At 65.3% G+C, this 22,468-nt stretch carries 18 protein-coding genes; 5 read left to right on the top strand and 13 right to left on the bottom strand.

Annotated features, from left to right (window positions below; genetic code table 11):
• Window positions 1-7 precede the first annotated feature (7 nt).
• Window positions 8-679 (top strand): winged helix-turn-helix domain-containing protein, encoded by a 672-nt coding sequence (locus ACOZBP_RS11960; protein WP_422676668.1) that lies wholly within the window; start codon window positions 8-10, stop codon window positions 677-679.
• A gap of 174 nt (window positions 680-853) precedes the next feature.
• Here ACOZBP_RS11960 and ACOZBP_RS11955 read toward each other — a convergent pair whose 3' ends face one another.
• From ACOZBP_RS11955 to ACOZBP_RS11925, 7 genes are all read right to left on the bottom strand, one after another.
• Window positions 854-2,017 carry a tyrosine-type recombinase/integrase gene (locus ACOZBP_RS11955; RefSeq protein WP_422676667.1) on the bottom strand — a complete coding sequence of 388 codons (1,164 nt, stop codon included), beginning with the start codon at window positions 2,015-2,017 and terminating at the stop codon, window positions 854-856.
• A gap of 211 nt (window positions 2,018-2,228) precedes the next feature.
• Window positions 2,229-2,435 (bottom strand): hypothetical protein, encoded by a 207-nt coding sequence (locus ACOZBP_RS11950; protein WP_422676666.1) that lies wholly within the window; start codon window positions 2,433-2,435, stop codon window positions 2,229-2,231.
• Between the two features lie 316 nt (window positions 2,436-2,751).
• Complete coding sequence (locus ACOZBP_RS11945; protein WP_422676665.1) at window positions 2,752-3,015, bottom strand: hypothetical protein; 264 nt, start codon at window positions 3,013-3,015, stop codon at window positions 2,752-2,754.
• A gap of 371 nt (window positions 3,016-3,386) precedes the next feature.
• On the bottom strand, window positions 3,387-3,569 hold the full coding sequence (locus ACOZBP_RS11940; protein ID WP_422676664.1) for a hypothetical protein: 183 nt from the start codon (window positions 3,567-3,569) through the stop codon (window positions 3,387-3,389).
• Window positions 3,566-4,750, bottom strand: a complete 1,185-nt coding sequence (locus tag ACOZBP_RS11935; protein WP_422676663.1) for a PepSY-associated TM helix domain-containing protein — start codon at window positions 4,748-4,750, stop codon at window positions 3,566-3,568. The genes ACOZBP_RS11940 and ACOZBP_RS11935 overlap by 4 nt, the downstream gene beginning before the upstream one ends.
• A complete protein-coding gene (locus tag ACOZBP_RS11930) occupies window positions 4,660-6,831 on the bottom strand; it encodes a TonB-dependent receptor (RefSeq protein ID WP_422676662.1) in 2,172 nt (723 codons plus the stop codon). Before ACOZBP_RS11930 ends, ACOZBP_RS11935 begins: the two co-directional genes overlap by 91 nt.
• Window positions 6,832-7,086: 255 nt before the next feature.
• Window positions 7,087-8,130 carry a mechanosensitive ion channel family protein gene (locus ACOZBP_RS11925; protein WP_422676661.1) on the bottom strand — a complete coding sequence of 348 codons (1,044 nt, stop codon included), beginning with the start codon at window positions 8,128-8,130 and terminating at the stop codon, window positions 7,087-7,089.
• 104 nt (window positions 8,131-8,234) lie between these two features.
• Here ACOZBP_RS11925 and ACOZBP_RS11920 point away from each other — a divergent pair, with 104 nt between their 5' ends.
• Entirely contained in the window at window positions 8,235-10,013 is a 1,779-nt protein-coding gene (locus ACOZBP_RS11920) for an SLC13 family permease (protein ID WP_422676660.1), read from the top strand.
• A 74-nt stretch (window positions 10,014-10,087) separates the two neighbouring features.
• Here ACOZBP_RS11920 and ACOZBP_RS11915 read toward each other — a convergent pair whose 3' ends face one another.
• From ACOZBP_RS11915 to ACOZBP_RS11905, 3 genes are all read right to left on the bottom strand, one after another.
• Window positions 10,088-13,015, bottom strand: coding sequence for a PAS domain-containing protein (locus tag ACOZBP_RS11915; protein ID WP_422676659.1), 2,928 nt, complete (start codon window positions 13,013-13,015; stop codon window positions 10,088-10,090).
• Between the two features lie 82 nt (window positions 13,016-13,097).
• Window positions 13,098-15,668, bottom strand: coding sequence for an HWE histidine kinase domain-containing protein (locus ACOZBP_RS11910; RefSeq protein ID WP_422676658.1), 2,571 nt, complete (start codon window positions 15,666-15,668; stop codon window positions 13,098-13,100).
• 278 nt (window positions 15,669-15,946) lie between these two features.
• Complete coding sequence (locus ACOZBP_RS11905) at window positions 15,947-16,249, bottom strand: energy transducer TonB family protein (RefSeq protein ID WP_422676657.1); 303 nt, start codon at window positions 16,247-16,249, stop codon at window positions 15,947-15,949.
• A 237-nt stretch (window positions 16,250-16,486) separates the two neighbouring features.
• Between ACOZBP_RS11905 and ACOZBP_RS11900 the strand changes: the two genes are divergently transcribed.
• A complete protein-coding gene (locus ACOZBP_RS11900; RefSeq protein ID WP_422676656.1) occupies window positions 16,487-17,455 on the top strand; it encodes a zinc-binding dehydrogenase in 969 nt (322 codons plus the stop codon).
• A gap of 16 nt (window positions 17,456-17,471) precedes the next feature.
• Here the strand turns inward: ACOZBP_RS11900 and ACOZBP_RS11895 are convergent, their stop codons facing one another.
• Window positions 17,472-18,179 carry an alpha/beta hydrolase gene (locus ACOZBP_RS11895; protein WP_422676655.1) on the bottom strand — a complete coding sequence of 236 codons (708 nt, stop codon included), beginning with the start codon at window positions 18,177-18,179 and terminating at the stop codon, window positions 17,472-17,474.
• Between the two features lie 131 nt (window positions 18,180-18,310).
• Between ACOZBP_RS11895 and ACOZBP_RS11890 the strand changes: the two genes are divergently transcribed.
• A complete protein-coding gene (locus tag ACOZBP_RS11890; RefSeq protein WP_422676654.1) occupies window positions 18,311-19,369 on the top strand; it encodes a FecCD family ABC transporter permease in 1,059 nt (352 codons plus the stop codon).
• A complete protein-coding gene (locus ACOZBP_RS11885; RefSeq protein WP_422676653.1) occupies window positions 19,366-20,157 on the top strand; it encodes an ABC transporter ATP-binding protein in 792 nt (263 codons plus the stop codon). The genes ACOZBP_RS11890 and ACOZBP_RS11885 overlap by 4 nt, the downstream gene beginning before the upstream one ends.
• 73 nt (window positions 20,158-20,230) lie before the next feature.
• On the opposite strand, the gene ACOZBP_RS11880 is transcribed toward ACOZBP_RS11885, so the two are convergent.
• Window positions 20,231-21,304 (bottom strand): YncE family protein, encoded by a 1,074-nt coding sequence (locus ACOZBP_RS11880; RefSeq protein ID WP_422676652.1) that lies wholly within the window; start codon window positions 21,302-21,304, stop codon window positions 20,231-20,233.
• Between the two features lie 28 nt (window positions 21,305-21,332).
• The gene (locus ACOZBP_RS11875; protein ID WP_422676651.1) at window positions 21,333-22,466 is read right to left on the bottom strand and encodes an ABC transporter substrate-binding protein; all 1,134 of its coding nucleotides are present in this window, start codon (window positions 22,464-22,466) and stop codon (window positions 21,333-21,335) included.
• Window positions 22,467-22,468 lie beyond the last annotated feature (2 nt).

Raw genomic sequence — 22,468 nt, 5'->3', positions numbered from 1 at the left:
TGTTGCAATGTATGGACCCGAGGCTGGTCTCGAGGGCTGCCGGCATCTTCTGTTGGCGGCGTCGGGGCCTGTTGAGCGGCAACGACTGAAGGGGGCGCTTTGCGCCGCGGGTTACAGGGTGACTGCCGTGGCAAGCCCCTGTCAGGGCGAACGGCTCGCTCGCACTTTCAGTTTCGACGCCGTCGTTCTGAGCGCTGGCCTTGCCGGCTTTCTTTCAGGCAGTTCTGCCTGGTTTGAACCTTCGCAGACCGTTTGGGTGGAGGCACCCGAAGCTGGGGTCAGCTCGAATGGCGAACCGGGGCGTCGACAACAGCGCCTGATTGATCGTGTCGCGCGGGTGTTGCGTGGTCATCCGTTAGAGGGCGCAAGCGTGCCGCGGATTGTCATGGGGTCGGCGTCTTACGATTTGATGGAAAGCCATCTCGTCATTGACGGAAGCCGTCGTCCGCTGAGTCCCGTGCAGACCTTCACGCTGAGGCGTCTGGCGCTTGCCGGCGGACGGGTCGTGCCGCGCGACAGGCTCAGGCCCAGCCTGTATGTCGGACGAGGCGTCGATGTGACGATCGCCAGGCTGCGACGTCTGGTCGAAGCGGACACGCAGCAACCTCGGTACATCCACTCGATTCATGGATGCGGCTATCGACTGGCCTCGGATCTTCGCCTTCCAGGCCAGCGCTAGGTTCGACCGAAAATCAGGCTCCGTGCGCGACCATCGAGTCGCGAGAGCGGCCGCTGCTGGCTTGATCTTCCCGGCAATGTGCCGCGAGAGGTCTGCTTCCCGGTATCAGGCCAATGTCCGCTGATGGCGCATCTACGACGTGAGCGGGCCGTGCATTGCGCTCGCTGCCCACAATCACCCAAGCGCCGAAGCCAACCGTCCAGCGATCCGCGTCGCCGCCTCTCTGACCGGATGATCTGCCAAGTGCGCATATCGGGCGGTGGTCTGAACCTGCGTATGCCCCAGCAGCTTGCCGATCATTGGCAAGCCTTCACCTGCCAAGACGCCGTCCGATGCATAGGTGTGGCGCAAATCATGGATGCGGACATCGTCCAGGCCAGCGGTCTTCCGGATGCGCCGCCATGGATGCTGAAGATCGGTCAGGTGACTCCCTTCCAGCTTGCCGACGATGACGTAGGGATTGCCATCGACTTCAGGCAGCTTTCGCAGGAGTTCGACTACGGCGTCGCCCAGGTAGACCGTCTTCGGCCCGGTCTTGCTGTCCGGCAGCCGGAAGCGGCCAGCCCTGAAGTCGATGTAGCTCCATTTCAATGTCTGGATTTCGCGCAGGCGGCAGCCGGTGAGCAGCAGCAGCCTGAAGGCGGCGACGGCGAAGCGGCTTTCCGCGTCTGTGCGCTCGGCCTCCTGGAGGGCCGCGCCCAGGCGCTCGATCTCTTCGGGCGACAGGAAGCGCTCTCGCTTGCGCTCGGGAAAGGCCTTCACGTCGTCGCATGGATTGGTGCGCTTGTCCCTCATGCCCCAGACCTCCGCTAGGTTCATCATCTTGGAGAGAACGCCCAGAACCCGGTTCGATTGATAGGGCGTATGCGCATAATTCCCATGCAACTCCGCTACGTCGGCCGAGGTCACTGTCCGCACCCGCTGCTTCCCGAAGAACGGATTGATGAAGAACTGAACGGCGCGCCTGTACTCGTACTCGGTGGTCGGCTTGCAGCGGACAGCGACGTGCTCCTTTAAGAACCGTGCACCTAGTTCCTGAACCGTCGCTGCCTGGCGCTCCATGTCGCGCAGCGTCGCCGGGTCATCTCCGCCGCCACGCACGGCTCCCAACATACGATTGGCCTCGCGTCGCGCGATCTCGGCCGTCACCACGCCGTGCTGACCGAGCGCCATGCGACGGGTGCGGCCATGCCGCCGATACTGGATCAGATAAAAGCGTTTGCCGTTCGGCATCACGCGGACGCCGAACCCCGGCAACTCGCCATCGAACACGATGTAGTCTTTGGCGCGCACCTCCAGTCGGTCCACCACACGCTTGCTCAACTTCTCGCCAGCCATCTCTAAGTCCTTTCCCAGCGAAATCGCCGCCGTTCGAGCCGTTCGATCCGTGGAAGCGAGACGGAAGCGTTTGGCGGAAAAGCAGGGCGAAATAGATCGCAGGAACGGTGATTCAGATTGGCTGTGCGGTCAACAGAAAGTCAGGCGTAGTAGGGGTTTAGAGTTCAATAAGAAGCGAAATTGCCCAATACGAAAACAGTATAAATCGTTCTCATAACCTGAAGGTCGCAGGTTCAAATCCTGCTCCCGCACCCACAAATACCTCACAGGTTCCGCCTGTGAGGTTTTTTGCTTTCTGGGTCTGGCCCAGCGCCAACAGCGCGGCCAGGCTGCCGTGCACCTCCAACTGGAACCGACCCAGACCTTCCACGGGGATGAAGTCGACGCGCTCGATCAGTTTGCCCAGTTCGGAACGCACCTCCTCGCCGTCGTCGCCTTCGATCGCCTGGTGCAGATCTTCCGCTAGCCGTTAGCAGCGGGCGAGCCCAGCGGGATTAGCGACATCAATCTGCGCATGCGGCTACTCGGACAGCGGAATAGGCCTTGGCCCAGCCGCGCAGCTATCAAACGGCGCAGCGGTTGGGCCAAGGCCGGCCCCTTAGCGCTAATGCAAAGACGGACCGCTTGAGCCCTTCTTCGACCAAACGTGGAAGCCAGATGACATCGTGCCGGTCTAAACGATCCGTGGGAGCTGGGCGGCCTGCTCAGATCCCTGTGAGCGGCAGCCAAGACTTTCAGCAATCGGCGGAACGCTCCAACGACCTGGATCGTCGACGTCCCGGCTCAGGCCGCCAGAACGCCGGCGCATGGCGATAGAGAACGGCCAGTCCACCCGTCACAATAGAGATCACCAGCCCCATGGCTGCGCCCCAGCGCACGACGTCGTCTGGCCCCGTTGAACCGAGCGCCGCCATCAGCGACAGCACCGAAAGCGCCGTGAAGCTGATGATCGCCGGCCAGTTGGGCCTCCGCTGCGGGGGAGCGACGGGCTCGGCCACTGCGAATCGCCCACCGGGGGCCGGGGCGAGGCGGTGGTGGCCTACAGCGTGAGCATCACGGTCGAGGCGCGCCCGGATCCGTCGCTGGATCCAGAGGTGAGGGGTGGGGCCAGCCAAATCACTTCGGCTCGCCGATGCTTGACGAGGAGCTAGCGCCGGGGGGGGGGCGCTGCCGACCTGCGCTGCGCTCGACGTGTTCGACAAGGTGTACGACTCCCTTGGCTGATCAATCTCTTGAAGTTTAGGGGCGACGACCGCGTTGCGGCGGGGAGTCAACGACCGCGCCTGGCGCAGACGGGATGAATAGGAGACCATTCGGCGACGCTGACGACGGTTTAGTTGGTATCGGGCCGCATGGACCGGACAGGCCTCTACCGTCTCCGACGGATCAAAGCCCACGCCAGGACGAGGAGGGGCGTTCCCAGGAGGGCGGCCCCGAGCCCGTCCCACTGGCCATCCTCCAATAGAGCGCCGATCAGCCCGATCAGGCTCAGTGCGAAGAGGATGATCGGCGGGCCGAATATGGCCAGAAGGCCCAGGTCCTTGCGGCTCATGCCTTCTTCTTCCGCCTGGCGAGCCAGAGGTAGAGGCCGGAGATCAGGATGACGATCATGGCGATGTCCAGCACCGCCCACAGGATCTTCAGACCCAGCCCGCCATAGTCGCCGAAATGCAGCGGCTGGGACAGCGACAGGGTCTTCACATACCAGGGCATGGGGGCCACGGCCGCCAGCTCCCCGGTGCGGGCGTCGATCAGGGCGGGCGTCGTCATGTGCGTCGTCAACGGCGTGTCGCCGTGGAAGAAGACGGCATAGTGGTGAGCCGTGGAATAGTCGGAACCGGGGAAGGCCACGAACTGCAGCTTCATACCGGGCAGGGCGGCCTGAGCGCGTTTCACTGCGGCGTCGAGCGAGGCGCGTTCGCCGGCGGCTACAGGGGTGTCATAGGCGACGGTCAGTTCCTTGAGGGCGGTGTCTTTCCAGAAGGCGATGATCGGCGTCGCCAGGGTGTTGACCACGCCCGTCACGCCGACGACCAGCACCCAGGCCAGGGTCACGGCGCCCAGCAGGTTGTGATAGTCCAGCCAGCGCGTGCGCGCCGACTTTGACGCCCGTACGGCGCCGAACGGCAGCCGCCGCATGAAGGGGGCGTAAAGCACCACGCCCGAGACCAGGGCGACCACCAGCATCACGCCCATGGCGCCCAGGAACAGCATGCCGGGCAGACCCAAAAACAGGTCCGTGTGCAGTTGGAGCAGGAACTCCATCACCGGATGGCCCGAGACGGGCGGCGCGGCCTCGCCGCTGGTCTGGTCGATCGGCTGGAAATTATAGACGCCGGCCGGGCCGTCCGGCGCGACGCTGGTGACGTTCACGACTGGACGATCTTCGTCGAAGCTCATGAAGGCCGCCACCTCGCCCCGATGCCGCGACAGGGCGACCTCCAGAACCTGATCCAGGCTCAACTGCGCGCCATCCTGACGCGCGGGCTCCCACTGCTGATGCAGCAGGACCTCCTCGATCTCGTGCGTGAAGACCAGCGGCAGGCCGGTGATGCAGAGCATCAGCAGGAAGACGGTCGAGATCAGGCTCGACCACTTGTGCACCCAGGACCAGGCGCGGATGGTCCGCGTCCGCATGCGGTTCAGAACTCCGTGGAGATCGACAGTCGCAGGGTGCGGGGCGCGCCGAGCGTCAGATAGTTCGAGCCCGGATAGCCGCCGACTGCAACCCATTGATCCTCATCGGCCAGGTTCTCGATCCGCGCCCGCAGGGTCAGGGGCTGACCGCCCGCTTCGAAGGCGTAGCGCACCCCGGCGTCGAAGCGCGTCCAGGAGTCCAGCTCGATCGCATTGTCGGCGCTGGCGGGCTGGGCGCCGGTGTGGACGGCGCGGCCTTCCAGCGTCAGGCCGACGAGGGCGGGGACATCCCACTCGACGTTCAGGTTGGCCTGGAACTCTGGCACGCCGATGGGCGACTTGCCGTCCAGCGACGCATTCAGTGCGCGCTTGATCTCGGCGTCCAGCCAGGTCGCGCCGCCGAGAACGCGCAAGCCCATCACGGGCTCGCCGAAGACCGTCAGTTCGACGCCCCGGTTCTCCTGCTCGCCGCCAGCGGAATAGAGGCGGTCGGCAGGGTCGAAAAACTCGCTCGGCAAGGTGGTGCTGAAGGCGCTGAACGTGCCGCCGAAGGCGCCGCCGTCGTATTTGACGCCGACCTCGGCCTGTTCGGCGCGGAAGGGCTCCAGCACCTCGCCCGCGTTTGCGACCGGCAGGTTGTTGATCACGCCCGGCGCGATCTTTCCAGGCAGCAGGGCTTCGGAATAGTTGGCGTACAGCGAGACCTTGTCGCTGGGCTTGTAGACCAGGGCGAAGACGGGCGTGACGGCGTCGCTGGCGTAGCCGCCCGTGCGGGCCGTGGTGTTGTAGTCGTAGGAACGGGTGTCGATTTCCTGATAGCGCACGCCGAGCGTGGCCAGGACTCGGCCGTCCAGGAAGGACAGCATGTCAGCGACGGCGAAGCTGGTCGTCTTCACTCGCGCCACGACAGTCGGATCGCTCAGCGACCCGGCGACGAGCGCAGTCGCGGGCGGCGCAGTCACGTCGACAGGATTGTAGAGGTCGCTGGCGAAGCCCCCAAAGTCGGAGAAGGCGTAGGAGTTGCTCTCCCGCGTTTGAACCTGGGCGGCCGAGGCGACCAGCCTGTGTCCCACGGGGCCGGTGTCGAAGTCGGCGCGCACGCCGATGTCGGCCGAGAAGACCTGATCGCGCCGTCCGTTGTCGAAACGATTGCTGCTCAGGCTTCCGTCCGCTTGCGCTGTCGGATTGGCCAGGCTGTTACGCTCCTTGCCGTCGCGTCCGCCCATGGCGGCCCAAATCGTGACGGCGTCGGTCACGTCGAACTCGCCGCGCAGGGCGCCGAACAGCTGGGTTTCGTCGGTATAGGTCCAGGGCTGGGCGAAATTCTTGTCGGCGGACGGCGGCGCTGGAATGGCGCCGGCGGGCGTGACCTGCGGACGCGGCGCGTCGATGCGGTTGGCCTGCCATCCCAGATCTGCGGAGAAGCGGGCGCGGTCGCCGCGTCGATCCAGGCCGAGGCCCAGAACCGTCATTTCGCGCCCTTCGCCCTCGACCGAGCCTTCGCCCGCGCGACTGGCCAGGTTCAGACGCAGGCCCCAGGCGTCGTCCACCCCAAAGCGACGCGAAACATCGGCGGCGGCGTAGATTTCGTCGCCGCCTTCCCACCCGGCGGTCAGACGAGTCAGGGGCGCGTTGCGCGCGCGCTTGGGCACAAGGTTGACCGCGCCGCCCACGCCGCTGCCGCCGGGCGCAGCGCCGTTCAGGAAGGCGGTCGCCCCCCGAAAGACCTCGACCCGCTCCAGCAACTCCGCCGCCACGTACTGGCGCGGCAGCACGCCATAGAGACCGTTGTAGGTCATGTCGTCCGAGAAGACCGGGAAGCCCCGAATGATGTAGAGTTCCTGGAAGTTGCCAAAGCCCTTGGAGACGCGGACCGCCGGATCGTTCTGCAGGACGTCAGCGACGCTGCGGGCCTGCTGGTTGCGAACCAGTTCCTCGGTGAGGCTGGTCGAGGAGAAGGGCGTGTCCATGGTGTCCAGCGCCCCGAACAGGCCGACCCGTCCCCCTGTGGCCACCTGACCGCCGGCATAGGCCGGGGGCAGGGAAACCTGGGATCCCGTGACGACGATGTCGGAGAGAGTTGTCGGTTCTTGTTGCTGCGCCCAGGCCGGTGAGGCGCTGATCAAGGTCATATAGGAGGCGGACGCCAGGAGGCCGAACAGGGAAGGGCGCATCATGGCCTCGCATTCGTTGTAAGAATGCGTCGCACTACGACTTGCGCCCCCCGATGACAACCTGCGAAAGCGGATATGTAGGAAGGGTGCGCCAGAAGGTCTGCCTCGGCGACCAGTCAATAACCGCTGTTGGCGCGAAGCCGACCGCTCGGCCCGCCCGCGAGGCCAATCTCTCGTCAGGAGAACCGCTCAATAATGCCAACCCTCACGGAGCGCGGCAGGTCCGAACAAGGGGGTAGCTCGGAAGTGGAAATAGCCTCAGCCTTCCTCGTCCGCCGGGTCGATTGGCGGCGCAAGGATCTCGCTCGCTGCGTCATTGGTTGATGGTGGGTGTGCACGGGGCTCTTCAAATTGTGGATCGCGGCCGACGCGGGGCTCCCTTCGGCCTGTCGCACCGAGAGCCTCAATCGCGTCTTCGCCTTCGCGGCCGAACAAGCTCCGCAGGCGCACGTCCGTCTGGGGAAATGGCACTTCGATGCCTGCGGCGTCGAGCGCGTCTGCGATCAGCCAGGTGTAAGCCGCGTGCATGCCGGCGGGCCGCTTGACCGCAGCGCGTGTCGGCCAAACCAGCAGTTCAAAATCCAGCCCACGTTCACCGAATGCGACAAGCCAGACCTGGCTTTTGCGCGCCTCAGTCTCAGGAAGCGTGAATGGCGAGGCCCGAGCCGCCGCAAGCACGGCGTCGCGGACCCGACCGCGGTCCGCGCCGTAGGCGACGCTGAAGGGAACGTGGATACGACGCGTGTCGCCTTTCAGCGTCCAATTCGTCACCCGGTCCTCGATGAAGGCGGAGTTCGGGACGATGATGTTGACGTTGTCGTTGGTCCGAATGCGGGTCGCGCGTGGCCCGATCTCCATGATCGCTCCCCGCACGCCCGCCTCTAGTTCAACGTAATCGCCTACTGAAACCATCCGGTCGAAGATGAGGAAGAGGCCGGAGACGAACTCCTTGACCACCCCCTGAAGACCCAAGCCGATACCGATGCCGATGGCCCCGGCGAACACCGCCAGCGAGGACAGGTTCAGCCCTGCCGCGGACAGGCCCGAGATCACGCCGAAGACGATCAGCCCATAGACGACCAACTTCTCCAGAACATAGAGGGCTGCGGTGGTCTTCTGGGGCGAGCGTTCGCGCACTCGGCCCAGGATTCGGCCCAGGATCTTGGCCAGGATGAAGGCCACGACGATGATGACGGCGCCGCTGACCGCGCCGCCCAGGGTTATGGCCGAGCCGCCGAGGCTGAACAGCCGCGCCCCTTCCAGCCGGTCCACGTCGCCCAGTTTTTCAAGATCAGGAAGCATGACGGGAACGGAGCGCCCGGCAAGCGTCACGGTTCCGTCTGATCCCATGCATCGAATGTCGAGAGGCGGCGTTGAGGCCATTCGATCATTGGGGCTGATACCGCGTGACACTACAGCAGGGACTTGCGTTCGGACTGATCGCCCTGACCATCGGCGCCTTTGTGTGGGGCCGGTTCCGCTATGACCTGGTCGCCCTGGCGGCGCTGGTCGCCGGGCTGGCCCTAGGGATCATTCCGGCCGAGGCGGCCTTCGACGGGTTCAAGAACGACGTCACGATCATCATCGCCTGCGCCCTGATCGTTTCGGCCGCTTTTGCGCGGTCGGGCATCGTCGAACTGGCTATGCGCCGTGTCCTGCCGATGCTGAAGACCGAGCGATCGCAAGTGCCGGTGCTGACGGGGGCGGTGACGCTGCTGTCGATGGCGACCAAGAATGTCGGCGCTCTGGCCATCATGATGCCTGTGGCCTTGCAGGTGGCGCGGCGAACCGGATCGGCGCCCTCGCGGCTGCTGATGCCGATGGCGTTCGGGGCGATGGCCGGCGGGATGGTCACCCTGGTCGGGACCGCGCCCAACATCATCGTCGCGGAGGTGCGCCAGGAGATCCTGGGCCAGCCGTTCCAGATGTTCGACTATGCGCCGGTCGGCCTGGCCCTGACCGCCATCGCCCTGGGGTTTCTGGCCGTCGGCTATCGTATTCTGCCAAAGGACCGGCACGGCGCGACGGCCATGAACGCTGCTCTGGCCGCCAATGCCTACGCCACCGAGGTCAGCGCGCCCGATGACTGGGCGCCAGGATCGATGTCGGTCTCGGCGCTGCGGGAATGCGGCGAAGGGGATGTGCGGATTATGGCCCTGATCCGCGACGGCAAGCGCAAGCCCAGTCCGCGCGGCAATACGGTCATCAAGCCCGGCGACGTCCTGCTGGTCGAGGGCGGGCAGGAAGCGCTGGAGGAATTCCTGGCGCGGTCACGGCTCAAGCTGGTGCGCGAGAATCGGCCCATCGTCCTCGAGAACGCCTCCGAAGAGATCGCCATCGTCGAGGCGGTGGTCGGCCGAAACTCGCCCTTGCAGGGCCAGTCGGCGCGCCAGTCGGACCTTTACGGCCAGCACGGCATCAACCTGCTTGGCGTGTCGCGCAGCGGCTACGAACTGACCCAGCACCTGCGCACGGCTAAACTGGCGCCCGGCGATATCGTGCTGTTGCAGGGCGCGGAACAGGCCCTGCCGGCGGCGCTGACGGCGCTGGACCTCCTGCCCTTGGCCGAGCGCGAGGTGCGGCTGGGCGGCGTACGCAAGCGGTTCATGCCAGCCGTGGTGCTGGTGACCGCCATGACCCTGGTCGGTTTCGGGGTGATCCCGGTGGCCATCGCCTTCTTCGGCGCGGCGGTGGCGATTGTCGCTCTGGGCGGGCTTAAAATGCGCGAAGCCTATGCGTCGCTGGATGGGCCGCTGCTGGTGCTGATCGCCGCCCTGATTCCGGTTTCGGACGCGATCCAGACGACGGGCGGCTCGGACTTGGTCGCCGGCCTCCTGAGGAACGTCTTCGGCGGGATGCCCGGTATCCTCGCGGTCGGCGGCGTCATGCTGGCGTCGATGGCGGTTACGCCTTTCCTGAACAACGCTGCGACTGTCCTGATCGTCGCCCCCATTGGCGCGACCCTGGCCAAACAGTTGGGGTTCAATCCCGACCCCTTCTTGATGGCCGTGGCGGTAGGAGCGGCGTGCGATTTCCTGACCCCGATCGGACACCAGTGCAACACCCTGGTGATGGGGCCGGGCGGGTACAAATTCTCGGACTACCCTCGGCTGGGCGCGCCGCTCAGCCTGCTGGTCCTGTTGGCCGGACCGCCCCTGATCCTGATGTTTTGGCCTCTGTCATAACTTGGCTGATCGCGCCGGGGTCCGCGGGGCGAGGTCCCTGAATCGCGTTGCATTGGCGCGGGGCGCTGGCCCTGCTAGCTGTCGATCATCGCCGTGACCTTGGAAGCGAACTCGCTCATGGCGAAGGGCTTGGTCATCACTTCCATGCCCGGCGTAAGAAGCCCGTTTCCGACGGCGGCGTTTTCAGCATAACCAGTGATGAACAGGACCTTGAGGTCGGGCCGCCTGATGCGTGCCGCATCCGCGACCTGACGGCCGTTCACGCCGCCGGGAAGGCCGACGTCGGTGATGAGCAGGTCTATCTGGATGTCCTGTTCGAGTATGCGCAGGCCGGACGGCCCGTCGCTCGCTTCAATAGAGGCGTAGCCCTGATCACGCAGTACTTCCGCGACCAGCGCCCGCACCGAAGGTTCGTCATCTATGACGAGGACAGTTTCGCCCTGCCCAAGGGCGGTTTCCGGGCGGATCATCACGGGGTCGGCCTCGGTCAGGACGCCGTGATGGCGCGGCAGGTAGAGGCACATGGTGGTGCCCAGCCCGAGCTCTGAATAGACGCGGATCTGCCCGCCCGATTGACGGACGAAGCCATGGATCATCGAAAGGCCGAGCCCGGTGCCCTGACCGATCGGCTTGGTGGTGAAGAAGGGCTCGAAGATCCTTTCGATCGTCTCCGGGCTCATGCCGGATCCCGTGTCGGTGGCGCAGATGGAGATGTATTGGCCTGGCGCCAGGTCGCGGTCCCGGGCGTGGCGGTCATCGAGCCATTTGTTGGCGGTTTCGATTGTAAGCCGCCCTCCATGCGGCGCCATGGCGTCGCGGGCGTTGATACAGAGATTGAGAAGGGCGTTTTCAAGCTGGGGCTGGTCAATCTCGATAAGCCACAGTCCGCCCGCGCCGACGACCTCGAGGTCTATGTCTGGTCCGACAGTGCGACGGATCAGATCCTCCATGCCGCTGATCAGGCGATTTGCATCCGTGGGACGAGGGTCCAGCGTTTGGCGGCGTGAGAAGGCCAACAAGCGCTGCGTCAAGGTTGCGGCGCGCTGGGCTGCGCCCTGGGCGGCTTCGACATAGCGTCCGATCTCGGCTCCACGGCCTTGCGCCATGCGCTTGCTGATCAGTTCGAGGCTGCCAGAAATCCCGGCCAGAAGATTGTTGAAGTCGTGGGCTATGCCCCCGGTCAACTGACCGACGGCCTCCATCTTCTGGCTCTGCCGCAGCGCGGCGTGGGCCGACTGGAGTTCCTCGGTGCGTGCCTCGACCCGCGCTTCCAGAGAAGTATTCAGGTCCGCCAGCGCCTGTTCGGCCTGTTTTCGCGCCGTCAGGTCCTTGAACAGAACGGCCACCTGGCGGCCTTCGGCGGGTCCGACCTTGAAGGCGGCCAGTTCCAGCCATCGGCCGGTGGCTTCCAGTTCCTTTTCAAAGCGTATCGGACGGCCCGTATCGAGGACGCCCTTGTAAAGCGCGACCCAGCCGTCGGCCTCGTCGGGAACCATGTCACGTACGCGACGACCGACCACCTCCGAGATGCCGGCGTTTTCCGCATAGGCGGCGTTGGCCTCAACATGGACGTAGTCGCTCAAGGGGCCGCTGGGGCCATCGATGAACTCGATAACGCAAAATCCCTCGTCCATGCTGTTGAACAGGGTCTGGTATCGCATCTGGCTGTCCGCGCGTTCGGCTTCGGCGCGGACGCGCGCGACGGCGTTCCTGGTCCGTTCGGCGACATCGCGCACAAAGGCCAGTTCTTCCGGCGTCCAGAAGCGGGGGCCTTGGCTGTGAACGGAAAGGACAGCCACAAGGCGATCCCGTTCGAGGATGGGGACGGCCGCAAAAGCACGAATGTCCTGAGCCGCAAATGCGGCGGCGTCCGGTCGCGTTCTCGGGTCGCTGGCGATATCAGCGACGGCGACCACGCTTCCGCTGTTCAAGTCATCGAAAACCTCACCCTGGTCGCTTAGGGAGAAGTACTGTGGCGGCGCAATGGGATCGTCCGCCGGCATCCAAAGCTGTTCCAACGTGAGAAGATCGCGTTCGAAATCGACAGACGCGTAGGCGGCGCGTGAGCCCAGGGTCTGGCCGACTATGCGAGCGGCCTGGGCCGACATCTCCGCTGGGTCGTTGAGGTCGCGCAAAGCGTCATGGAGGCGGAGAAGGGCGGCCTGACGAATTTCGACCTGCTTGCGCTCGGTGATGTCGAAGCTCACCCCCGGCAGGCGGCTGGGGCGACCTTCGGCGTCGAGGACGCAGCGGCCTTCTGCGATAACCCATACGATCTCTCCGTCCGCCTGGACCAGCCGATACTCGGCGCTGAAGGCGGAGCCGGTTGCGAGGGATCGTGAAATGGACGACTCGACTGATGGCAGGTCCTCGGGATGAATGCCGCTGAAGAAGACCTTCAGCGGCGCCCCCTCCCGGGCAAGAGCGACATCTACGCCATAAAGGCGGGCGAAGCGTTCGTCGGCACGGACGCGATCGGCGGCGATGTCCCAGTCCCAGGTCCCTAGCCCGCGCCCGGCGGAAAGGGCGAGCTCAAGCCGTTCGACCGCCTCGGCCTCATCGGCGGCCAGCCGGATCCGATCAGTAATCTCGTTGACGAAAACCATGACGCCAGCCGCTTGGCCGCTTTCGTCGGGGACGGGAGCGTAGTGGAGATCGAGCCAGGCCGACTCCGGGCCGCTCCCTCGGTCCAGGACCAGTTCCTGCTGCTGGAGCGACCAGGATTCGCCCGCAAGACCGCGGCGGATGTTGCCGTCATTGAAGTCGGCGATTTCCGGCCAACCTTCCCGCGCGCCCATGCCAAGCAGCGCCGGGTGACGCGCGCCGGCGAAACGGGCGTATCCGTCGTTATACAGGAGGACGCCTTCGGGACCCCAGAGCAGGACCATGGGATTGGGCGCCGCGATCATCATGCCCACCGTTGTCGTCAGACTTTGCGGCCACCCGGCGCGAGGACCGAGCGGCGAGTTCGACCAGTCGTGCGTCCGGATGAGCCGGGCCATTTCGCCTGGGCCGTTCAAAAAAGTCTTGTCGGCGGTCTGGTCCAAAAATCCTCCGGGGTCGCGAGGCGACAGCGTGCCGACCTTAGTCGGTCTTGATGTTCAGGCTGTCGAAAGCTCGCGCGACGTTTTCTAGCGTATAGGGCTTCTGAACGACCAGACGGCCTCGGTGCTCCACCGGCGGATTGGCCTGTTCGCCATAGCCTGTTGCAAAAATGAAGGGCACGCCGAGTTCGGCCAACCGGTCGGCGATCGGATAGCTGTTCCTGTCGCCGAGATTGATATCCAGCATCGCAACCGTAGGGCGGGCGGTGTCGATGAATTCCAACGCGCCATCCACCGTGGCTGCGGTGGTGACGGAGGCGGCGCCCAGGCGATGGGCGATGTCCTCAGCGTCCAGAGCAATGATCAGGCTGTCTTCGACCAGAAGAATGTCGTGGCCGGTGAGCATGGCGTCCGGTTCGATCTGCGGATGGCCGACCGCAGGGCGCGGATACCTGATACGCTTTGCCTCGCCTGCGGCGCGCGGCTCGGAAAGATGTCGGGCCGGAATGCGGAAAACCGCGTGAACGCCTTTTGGATTGTAGTCGATATCGGCCGAACCGCCCAGATCATAGGGCACCGAACGGTTGATGATGGTTGTGCCGAAGCCCTGGCGGGACGGCGCCTGCACCGGCGGGCCGCCGGTCTCGCGCCACTCCATGATCAGGTCGCCTGCCGCGTTGCGGTTCCAGCCTATGACCACTCTCCCGCCTTGGACCGAGAGACTGCCGTACTTGTTGGAGTTGGTGACCAGTTCGTGGAGCACCAGAGCCATGGTGGAATAGGCGTTGGGGTTCAGGTGAATCGGCTCGCCCTGAACCGTAATCCGGTCATGCTCGTCGACAAAGGCTGCTGCTTCAGCGTCGATCAAGGCTTGCAAGGGCGCGGGACCCCAATGGTCGTCAGTGATCTGGTTGTGGGCGCGCGCGAGGGCGTGAATGCGTCCGTCCACGACCTTGACGAAGTCGGCGATGCTGTCGCTGGTCGGTTCTGACTGCCGGATCAGGCCACGGATCAGACCCAGGATGTTGCGCACACGGTGGTTCAGCTCCGCAATCAGGAGTTCCTGACGCGCGCCGGACTGCTGCCGTTCGGCTGAGGCCTCGTCGGCCAGGCGCAGGACCACCTCGATCATGGTCGCCCGCAGGGTCTCCGCAACCCGGACTTCGGATGCGGTGAAGGGCTTGGAGCGGCCCTCCACGAGTTCCTTCCACTCAGCGAAGCTTTCGCGGGGCGTCAGACGAGGGCCGTTCGGTCCGTATTGAACCGGCTTGTGCGGATCGCCCGCCCAACGCACCGAATGGATCAGCTCCTTGCGGAACAGGATGACGTAGTCACGCGGGGATCGCGATATGGGAATGGCCAGCAGGCCGGCGGCGCCGGAGGCGAAGGCGCTGGCGTCCGGGACGAGCGCGCCGATGTGATCCGTGGCGAAGACCCGACCGGCCGCCGTACCATTGAGGGCTCGCACAATCCGGCGGAAGTCCTCAATCGGAGGCGTTGCGCCGGAGAAGGCGTGGTTGCCGCCCAGCCATACTCCCACTCCGTCCGCCGGTATGGCGTGGGTCAGGATGTCCCCAAGCCAGTCCGGATCCTTGAGCAAAGTCTCGTCCGAGGCCACGGCCCCCAGAAGTTGGTCCGAAATGTCCCGGGCGCGTCGCTCGTACTCGACCGTCTCCTTTCGCTCGCGGCTTTCCAGACGCATGGAGAACATCTGGGCGAAAAGTTCACTGACAGAGCGACGTTCAAACGTGGGCCGCCGCGCCGAATAGTGGTGGCAGGCGAACAGGCCCCAGAGCTTGCCGTCGACGATAATGGAAATCGACAAGGAGGCGCCGACCCCCATGTTCTTGAGATACTCAATGTGGATCGGCGATACCGACCGCAGCGTGGAGAGCGAAAGATCCAGCGGTCGGCCGTTCTGATCGCGCTGGGGAAGGATCGGCACGGGTACGGCATCGACGTCCGTGATCAACCGGAGCAGATTTCGTCGGTAAAGGTCGCGCGCTTGGGCGGGGATGTCGCTCGCCGGGTAGCGCAGGCCCATGAATTTTCCAATGCCGGAGCGCGCGGCTTCAGCCACCACTTCGCCGGAGCCATCGGCCGCGAACCGGTAGACCATGACGCGGTCGAACCCCAGCAGGGCGCGGACCTGACGCGCGCCCTCTCTGAAGAAGGCGGGGAAGTCGGCTGCCTGGTCCAGGCGCGAAATCATCGAGCGGACCGTGCCGCCGGCGTCTCCATGCTCGCCTGACGCCGGCTCGGCCTCGATGACGACTTCCCCCGCCGAGACATGGATAGCAATGTCGAACGCCTCACCGTCGTCGATGAGGACACAGTCAAAAAGACGCTCGACCGCGTCGCTGCCGCCGAGCATGGCGGCGCGGTTGCGGAGATCATGAACAGCCTTGCTGTTGAAAACCTCCTGGAGGGGCAGGCCCAACAGGTCGTCAGCGGTTCGGCCGATGAAGGCGTGGATATTGGCAGAGGCCCGTGCGACCAGCCAGTCGGCGGTCAGGGCGAGCAGGAAGCCTATGGGCTGGATGGCTCCCAGAATATGGATGGGCTCGCGGTCACAGTTGGTCAGGTCGACCGAGGAGGCTGGGGTCGTCACTATCGGTCGGCTCCGGGGATAGGCGCGGGCGGCGTGTTTCGAAGATTTCGAATACCGCTGCATGCCGCGACTGCGACCTATCGCGGCGATCCGGGAACTTGGCCGTCGGTCGAGAAGCAGCAAATGCACGTCGTGCTTCCGAGTTCCCGGGCATCCGACAGGTTTTCACGACCGAGCCTGACAAAGAGCGAGGCTGGCCATGTTGGAGGCGCATTTCACGCCACCGAACACTCTCCCTGAATGCTCAACCGGGGAGCCTGTGAACGGGATTGCATAATTCAGGGCGTGAACTGAATCGTGCGGGCGAACTGGAAGTCCGCGCGGCCGGGATTGACCGTCGCATCCCTCATCAGGGCGATTGCCGCCTCGCCAAATCCCAGGCCTGGATGGGTTTCACCCAGCACCTGGCAGTTTTCCACCTTACCACTTGCACGCGCCGTGCATTCCAGAGTGACCGCGACGCTGAGCATGGGCCCGGCCTGCATATCCACGGCGGCGGCTTCGCGAGCGACCGGCGTCGTCAACTCTGGTTTCGGTGATGCGTCTAAAAACAGTGCAGCAGCCAAGACAAAGGTGAACATGGGAAATCCTCCGCTTTGTTAACATCTGAAGGCGGGCCGTGTTCCGACGAAAAGACTCCGAGTGCGAACTGCATTGAACCTGGGCCATCTCCCCGCCGGGAGTGTCGCCGTCCCTCGTGTCGCGGCTCGGTCAGCGAATGCGGCGGGTGCATTGCCTTCTCCAATGCCTGAACTATTTCCATTCGATCTCTGGGCAGGATCGGCGACGCCCAGCCTGAAAGGAAAATCATGCGCAGCGTGACTCACGATCGTTTCGGCGACCCGGCCGAGCTTCTCCATCTCGCGGACGCCGCCTTGCCCGAACCCGGGCCGGGGCAGGTGCGGGTTCGCACGCTTCTTTCGCCTATCCACAACCACGATCTTTGGACCGTGCGTGGGAGCTATGGTTACAAGCCGCCCTTGCCTGCCATTGGCGGCAGCGAGGCGGTCGGGATCGTCGATGCATTGGGCGAAGGCGTGGCGGCCGAGCTGGCTGGGCGTCGCGTGGCGGTCGCCTCCGTCCACGGAACCTGGGCCGAATACTTCCTTGCGCCGGCAGGCGGGTTGATACCGGTGCCGGAAGCGATCGGCGACGAGGCCGCTGCTCAACTGATCGCCATGCCCTTCAGCGCCATTTCCCTGCTGGAGTTTCTCGAGGTGTCCGAGGGCGACTGGATCATTCAGAACACCGCCAACGGCGCCGTCGGCAAGACATTGGCCATGCTGGGCAAGGCTCGCGGCGTCCATGTGATCAACCTGGTGCGTCGCGACGAGGGGGCTGCAGAACTGGAGGCCCTGGGTGTCGAGAATGTCGTCTCGACCGCATCGGCCGACTGGAAGAAAAAGGTGAAGTCTCTCCATGGCGCCTCCTCCGTCAGGGCGGCGGTCGATTCCATCGGCGGAAGCGCGACGGGCGACCTGGCCGATGTCTTGGGTGAGAATGGGCTTCTTGTATCCTTTGGATCGATGACGGGCGAGGCGATGCAGGTCTCCTCCGGCTCGGTCATCTTCAAGCAGCTGACGATCAAGGGTTTCTGGGGCAGCAAGGTTTCGGCCGCCATGGCGTCGGATCAGCGTCGCCGCCTGATCGGCGAATTGTTGACGCGGGTCGCGGAGGGGCAGCTCGAACTGCCTGTCGAGGCCGTATTCGGTCTGGATGAGGCGGCGCGCGCCGTGGAGACGTCGCTTGCGCCGGGCAAGAGCGGCAAGGTCCTGTTCCGTCCCTGACCTGCGGCAGGCGCTTTCACTGTCGAGGTGAGGCGAACCGCAGAGCGGCGGGCAGGGAGGCATAGGGCGCGGAGCCGTGATCTTCGCTGTCTAGCACATCCAGCCGAACTCCCCCCCTGTGGACCAGGCTACGCGCATTGCTGACCATGCGCCGGGCGAGATGGGCCGGAGCCAGGCCCGTCATTTCTTCCTGGCCGCCGACGACGACAAGCAGGTCGTTTTCCTGGGTCGATCGCGCCGGCTGCGCCTCGACGATCGATGGGTTCGACCAGATCGAAGGGCTAACGGCGATATAGCGATCGAAGGGACCAGCGAGCGCTCGTGTCTCCAGAACGAACTGGCCCGACATCGAGTGGCCCCAGAGGGCCAGCTTCGTGGCGTCCGCGCCTGCCGCCTCGATCAGCGGAAGGACCTGGCCCAACAGGCGCTCCAGCAGCCAACGCCCCCTGGCCTGTCGGTCAGGACGATGAGCATCTGGAGAGAAGCTGAATGATGCATGGCGGTCGGCGCCGTCATCCAGCGTCAGGCCCACCACCATCATGGGTTCAATGCGCGTTTTCATTGATCGACGCGCGAGACGCTGCGCCATTTCGGCGGTTGCTGTAAAATAGGCCTCGCCGTCCAGCAGGATCAGCGCCGGCCAGCCTTCTGGCGGCCGAGCAGCTTCGGGCCTGTTGATCCAGAGCGTGAGGCCGGGGGCCTCCGCATCGGCGAGCAGACGCAATGCGTCACACCCCCCAGTCAGGGGAGGAGAGGCGGCGTCGAAGACAGAACCCGAGATCGTCATGGCGACACCCTAGCCGATTAAGGGGGCAGGGTGTATTGCGACGCATTCTCTGAGCGGAGGTCGTCATATTGGCGAGTGCTGAACGTGCGGCGCCAGATGCGGTGATCGCCTATTCCCGGGATGTCAGGACCAGATTCGGGGTTCTCGGCGTTCTGGCCCTGGTCGCCGCAGCGGCCCTGCTTCTGGATGTCGTCACCGGGCCGTCCTCTATTTCGGCAGCCGCTGTGGTGAAGGGCGTGTTTGATCCCTCTTCGCTGAGCACGGCGCAGCAGGCCATCGTCTGGCAGGTGCGCCTGCCCTACGCCCTGATGGCGGCTCTCGTGGGCGCGGCCCTGGCCCTCGCCGGGGCCGAGATGCAGACGGTGCTGAACAATCCCCTGGCCAGTCCCTTCACGCTGGGCGTGTCGTCGGCGGCTTCATTCGGGGCGTCACTGGCCATTGTGCTGGGCGTGGGGGCGAGTTTCATCGGGTCCGACTGGCTGGTGCCGCTGAACGCCTTCGTCTTCGCGTTCGGCTCGGTGCTGGCGCTACAGGCGCTGGCGCGGATGAAGGGATCGGGGGTCGAGAACATCGTCCTGTTCGGCATCGCCCTGGTTTTCGCTTTCAACGCCCTGACGGCGCTGGTGCAGTTCCTGTCGTCGGCCGAGGCGCTGCAACAGCTCGTGTTCTGGACCATGGGTTCATTGTCGCGCGCCACATGGGGCAATGTCGGGGCCCTGGCCCTGGTGGTCGTGCTGGTGACGCCCTTCTCCCTGCTCTCGTCGCGGGGGCTGACGGCGCTGCGGCTGGGCGAGGACCGGGCCATGAGTTTCGGCGTGGATGTGAAGCGTCTGCGCTTCCTGTCCCTGCTGCGCGTCAGCCTGTTGTCGGCGACGGCCGTGGCCTTTGTCGGGGCCATCGGTTTCATCGGTCTGGTCGGGCCGCACATCGCGCGGCTTCTGGTGGGCGAGGATCACCGCTTCTTCCTGCCCGCGAGCATCCTGTCAGGGGCGATCATCATGTCGCTGGCTTCGGCGGCGTCCAAGGCCATCGTGCCGGGCGTGCTTATGCCGGTCGGGATCGTCACCGCCGTGATCGGCGTGCCGGTCTTCCTGTTGCTGATTTTCCGTAACGGAGGGCGGGGGTGACGGGGTTGCGGGTTCAGGATCTGAGCGCGGGCTACGGCGGGCGCGCCATCGTCGAGGAACTGACCCTGCCGCCGCTGACCGCCGGCGAGGTCGTCTCGGTCGTCGGTCCAAACGGGGCGGGCAAGAGCACCTTCCTGCGGGCCTTGGCCGGGCTGATCCCGGCCAAGGGTTCGATCAGGCTGGACGAGGTCGAACTGACCGGCCTGGCGCTGGCCGACCGGGCCAGACGCGTCACCTACATGCCCCAGACCCTGCCGCAGGGCGTGGCCCTGACGGTGCTGGAGACGGTGGTGGCGGCCATTCGCGCCACGCCTCTGGGCGGAGCGGCCTTTACAGACGCCCAGGCGGTCGAGCGCGCCTTCGAGGTCTTGCAGCGCATCGGCGCCGAGGCTCTGGCGGGACAGCGGCTGGATCGGCTGTCGGGCGGCCAGAAGCAGTTGGCGGGTCTGGCGCAGGCCCTGGCGCGCGAGCCGCGCCTGCTGCTGCTGGACGAGCCGACCAGCGCGCTGGATCTCTATTATCAGTTGCGGGTGCTGGATCTGGCGCGGGAGGCGGCGGCCGAACGGGGCATGACGGTGATGATCGTCCTGCATGATCTTCAGGCGGCCGCGCGGGTGTCGGATCGCATCGCCGTCATGGCGAACGGGCGGTTGGCCGCCTTCGGCGCGCCGGCCGAGGCGGTGACGCCCGACATCCTGGCCCAGGTCTATCGCGTCTCGGCCCGCGTCCAGCGCTGCGAACGCGGCGTGCTTCAGGTGTTGATCGACGATGTCCTGAAAGCCGGCTGATCGCCCGCTCTCCCACAGCAAAAAGGCCCGCTCGACGGATCGACCGGGCCAGTTTGGGGAGGAGACGTGAAGATCAGGGACGGATCAGGGTCACCACGTCGCCGGTCGCGTCGACCGGGACCGGCGTGCCGGCCGGAGCGTTGCGCGGCAGGCCGCGCGCCTTGTTGGTGACATAGACGGCGTTGGTGGCCCGATCGATGGCGATGGTCTGGGGCAGGGTGCCAGTCTGCAGGTTGGCCTTCACCGCATAGGTGTCGGAATCCAGCACCGTGACCGTGCCGGCCTGACGGTTGGCGACGTAGATCTGTTTGACCGCGCCGTTATAGGCGACGCTCAGCGCGCCTTCGCCGGTGGCGACCTTGTGGATCAGAGCGCCGGTGTCGGCGTTCAGCACGGTCAGTTCGCCCGACTTCTGGTTGGCGACGAACAGGCGGCGGCCTTCGGAATCTACGGCGACGTTGATGGCCGAGTCACCATGCGACGGCCATTTGCCGACGGTTTCACCGGTAGACAGGTCGATAGCGGCGACTTCATTGCTGCCCATGCCGGTGACGTAGAGGCGGTTGGTCGAGGCATCGAAGGCCGCGCCGGTCAGGCCGCCGACGGGGGCCACGATGGTCCGCTCGACCTTATTGGACTCGCCGTCTATGACCCAGATCAGGTTGGGACGCGAGGTGTCGCCCGCTTCGCCGCCGACGACCGTAACATAGGCCTTGTTGCGCTGCTCATCGACGATGACTTCGCGCACGTGGGCGCTGTCGTCGTCTTCTGACTGACGGATGGTTGCCACCACGGCGCCGGTCTTCAGGTCGATGGCCGAGACGGCGCCGGTACGCGTATCCGTGCCATAGAGGATCTGAGTGCGGCTGTTCAAACCCAGGCCGTAGAGGGGACGCTCCGACACGTTGATCGGGGCCTCGGCGGCCAAGGTCTGGCCGTCCAGGCGCACGATCTGGGCCTGGTTGGCGCCGCGCGGGCCGACGGCGGCGACATAGATGTCGCTGTCAGCCGGATTGAAGACGATCTCGTACAGGCCGCCGGGCGCGACCTTGACGGTCTTCTCGATCGATTGGGCCGAGGCGGGCGACGCCGTCGACAGGGCGATGAGGCTGGCGGCCAGCATGGCGCTGTGTCGAAGGGGGATCATGTGGTCTCTCCTTAAGGAAAATAGGGCGTCAGGCGGGGACCAGATCGGTCCAGTAGTCGCCGTGGTAGGGCACGGCGAGGAAGCGTTGGTTGATGGTGTTGAGCGTCGCGCGCGGGTCGAGGTCGGCGAACAGCTCGGGCTGGATCCATTTGGCCAGGACCTCGGTGGCGATGATGTCGATGGGCGAGTTGATCAACTGATGCGACAGGCCGTGCACCTTGCCGTCGCGCACGGCTTTCAGGGTGGCCAGGCCCCGCCGGTCGGCTACGCGCCGCAGCGAGGCGCGCGAGGTCTCGGCGTCGTATTTCGGTCCCACGACAAAGCCGCCGACCTTTTCCAGGTGCGGGCCGCCGGTGGCGATGTAGAGGTCGGGATCGCGCTCGACCACGAACTCCAGGTTCAGCTTGCCTGAGGGTTGTTTCAGCACCTCTGCGCCGATATTGCGGCCGCCGACGAAGGTCAGGTAGTCGCCGATGTTTCCCGCGCCGACCGAGTTGCAGCAGTCAGGGCCGTTGCCGGCGTGGGCTTCGAGGAAGACACTCGGCTTTTGCTCGTCCTTCAGCCCTGCGACCCGATCGGAGATGACCTTCAGCTTGGCGGCGCGGAAGGCGTTGTAGGCCTCGGCCTGTTCTTCGCGCCCGATCAGGCTGCCCAGCAGGGTCAGGCTGCGCGACTGATTCTGGAAGGGGTGCTGGAAGAAGTCGATATAGGCGACACGGACCCCGGCCTGCTCCAACTGGCCGGCCTGGGCGTCGGTCGGGCCGGAATCCAGCGACACCAGCGCCACCTGCGGCTGGGCTCCGAGGACCGCCTCGACGTTGAAGGCTGAGGCGGAACTTGGCGTCTTGGGCAGGGTCGCCAGGGCTGGGGACCTGGCCAGATAGGCGGCGTAGATTTCAGGGCTGAGGCGGTTCACGTCGCCCGCCCAGGCGGCCAGAAGACTGACCGGATCGGGATGGATCAGCGACAGGGCGATCAGGAAGCGACTGTCGTCGATCGACAGCTTGCCGATGGGCGGCGTGACCGCCAAAGGGCGGTCCCGCAGGTCGGTCAGCAGGGAGGAAGGGCCCGCATCCTCGCGTCGGGTGCAGGCGCCTGCGCCGGCCAGAAGGGCGGCGGCCCCAAGAAGAAGAGCGCGGCGGCCCGGCTTGAAATCCATCATTT

The organism is Brevundimonas sp. NPDC058933 (assembly GCF_049315965.1).
Classification (GTDB): Bacteria; Pseudomonadota; Alphaproteobacteria; order Caulobacterales; family Caulobacteraceae; genus Brevundimonas.
Note: the sequence above shows the minus strand (reverse complement) of the source record. Positions and strands in the feature narration are given on the sequence as shown.

Bases quoted from the DNA above. Each gene is read 5' to 3' on its own strand.
- ACOZBP_RS11905 (WP_422676657.1), bottom strand. From the start codon at position 16,249: ATGTTCACCTTTGTCTTGGCTGCTGCACTGTTTTTAGACGCATCACCG.
- ACOZBP_RS11925 (WP_422676661.1), bottom strand. From the start codon at position 8,130: ATGCTTCCTGATCTTGAAAAACTGGGCGACGTGGACCGGCTGGAAGGG.
- ACOZBP_RS11955 (WP_422676667.1), bottom strand. From the start codon at position 2,017: ATGGCTGGCGAGAAGTTGAGCAAGCGTGTGGTGGACCGACTGGAGGTG.
- ACOZBP_RS11940 (WP_422676664.1), bottom strand. From the start codon at position 3,569: ATGAGCCGCAAGGACCTGGGCCTTCTGGCCATATTCGGCCCGCCGATC.
- ACOZBP_RS11930 (WP_422676662.1), bottom strand. From the start codon at position 6,831: ATGATGCGCCCTTCCCTGTTCGGCCTCCTGGCGTCCGCCTCCTATATG.
- ACOZBP_RS11915 (WP_422676659.1), bottom strand. From the start codon at position 13,015: ATGGCCCGGCTCATCCGGACGCACGACTGGTCGAACTCGCCGCTCGGT.
- ACOZBP_RS11880 (WP_422676652.1), bottom strand. From the start codon at position 21,304: ATGATCCCCCTTCGACACAGCGCCATGCTGGCCGCCAGCCTCATCGCC.
- ACOZBP_RS11935 (WP_422676663.1), bottom strand. From the start codon at position 4,750: ATGGGTTGCAGTCGGCGGCTATCCGGGCTCGAACTATCTGACGCTCGG.
- ACOZBP_RS11960 (WP_422676668.1), top strand. From the start codon at position 8: ATGTATGGACCCGAGGCTGGTCTCGAGGGCTGCCGGCATCTTCTGTTG.
- ACOZBP_RS11875 (WP_422676651.1), bottom strand. From the start codon at position 22,466: ATGATGGATTTCAAGCCGGGCCGCCGCGCTCTTCTTCTTGGGGCCGCC.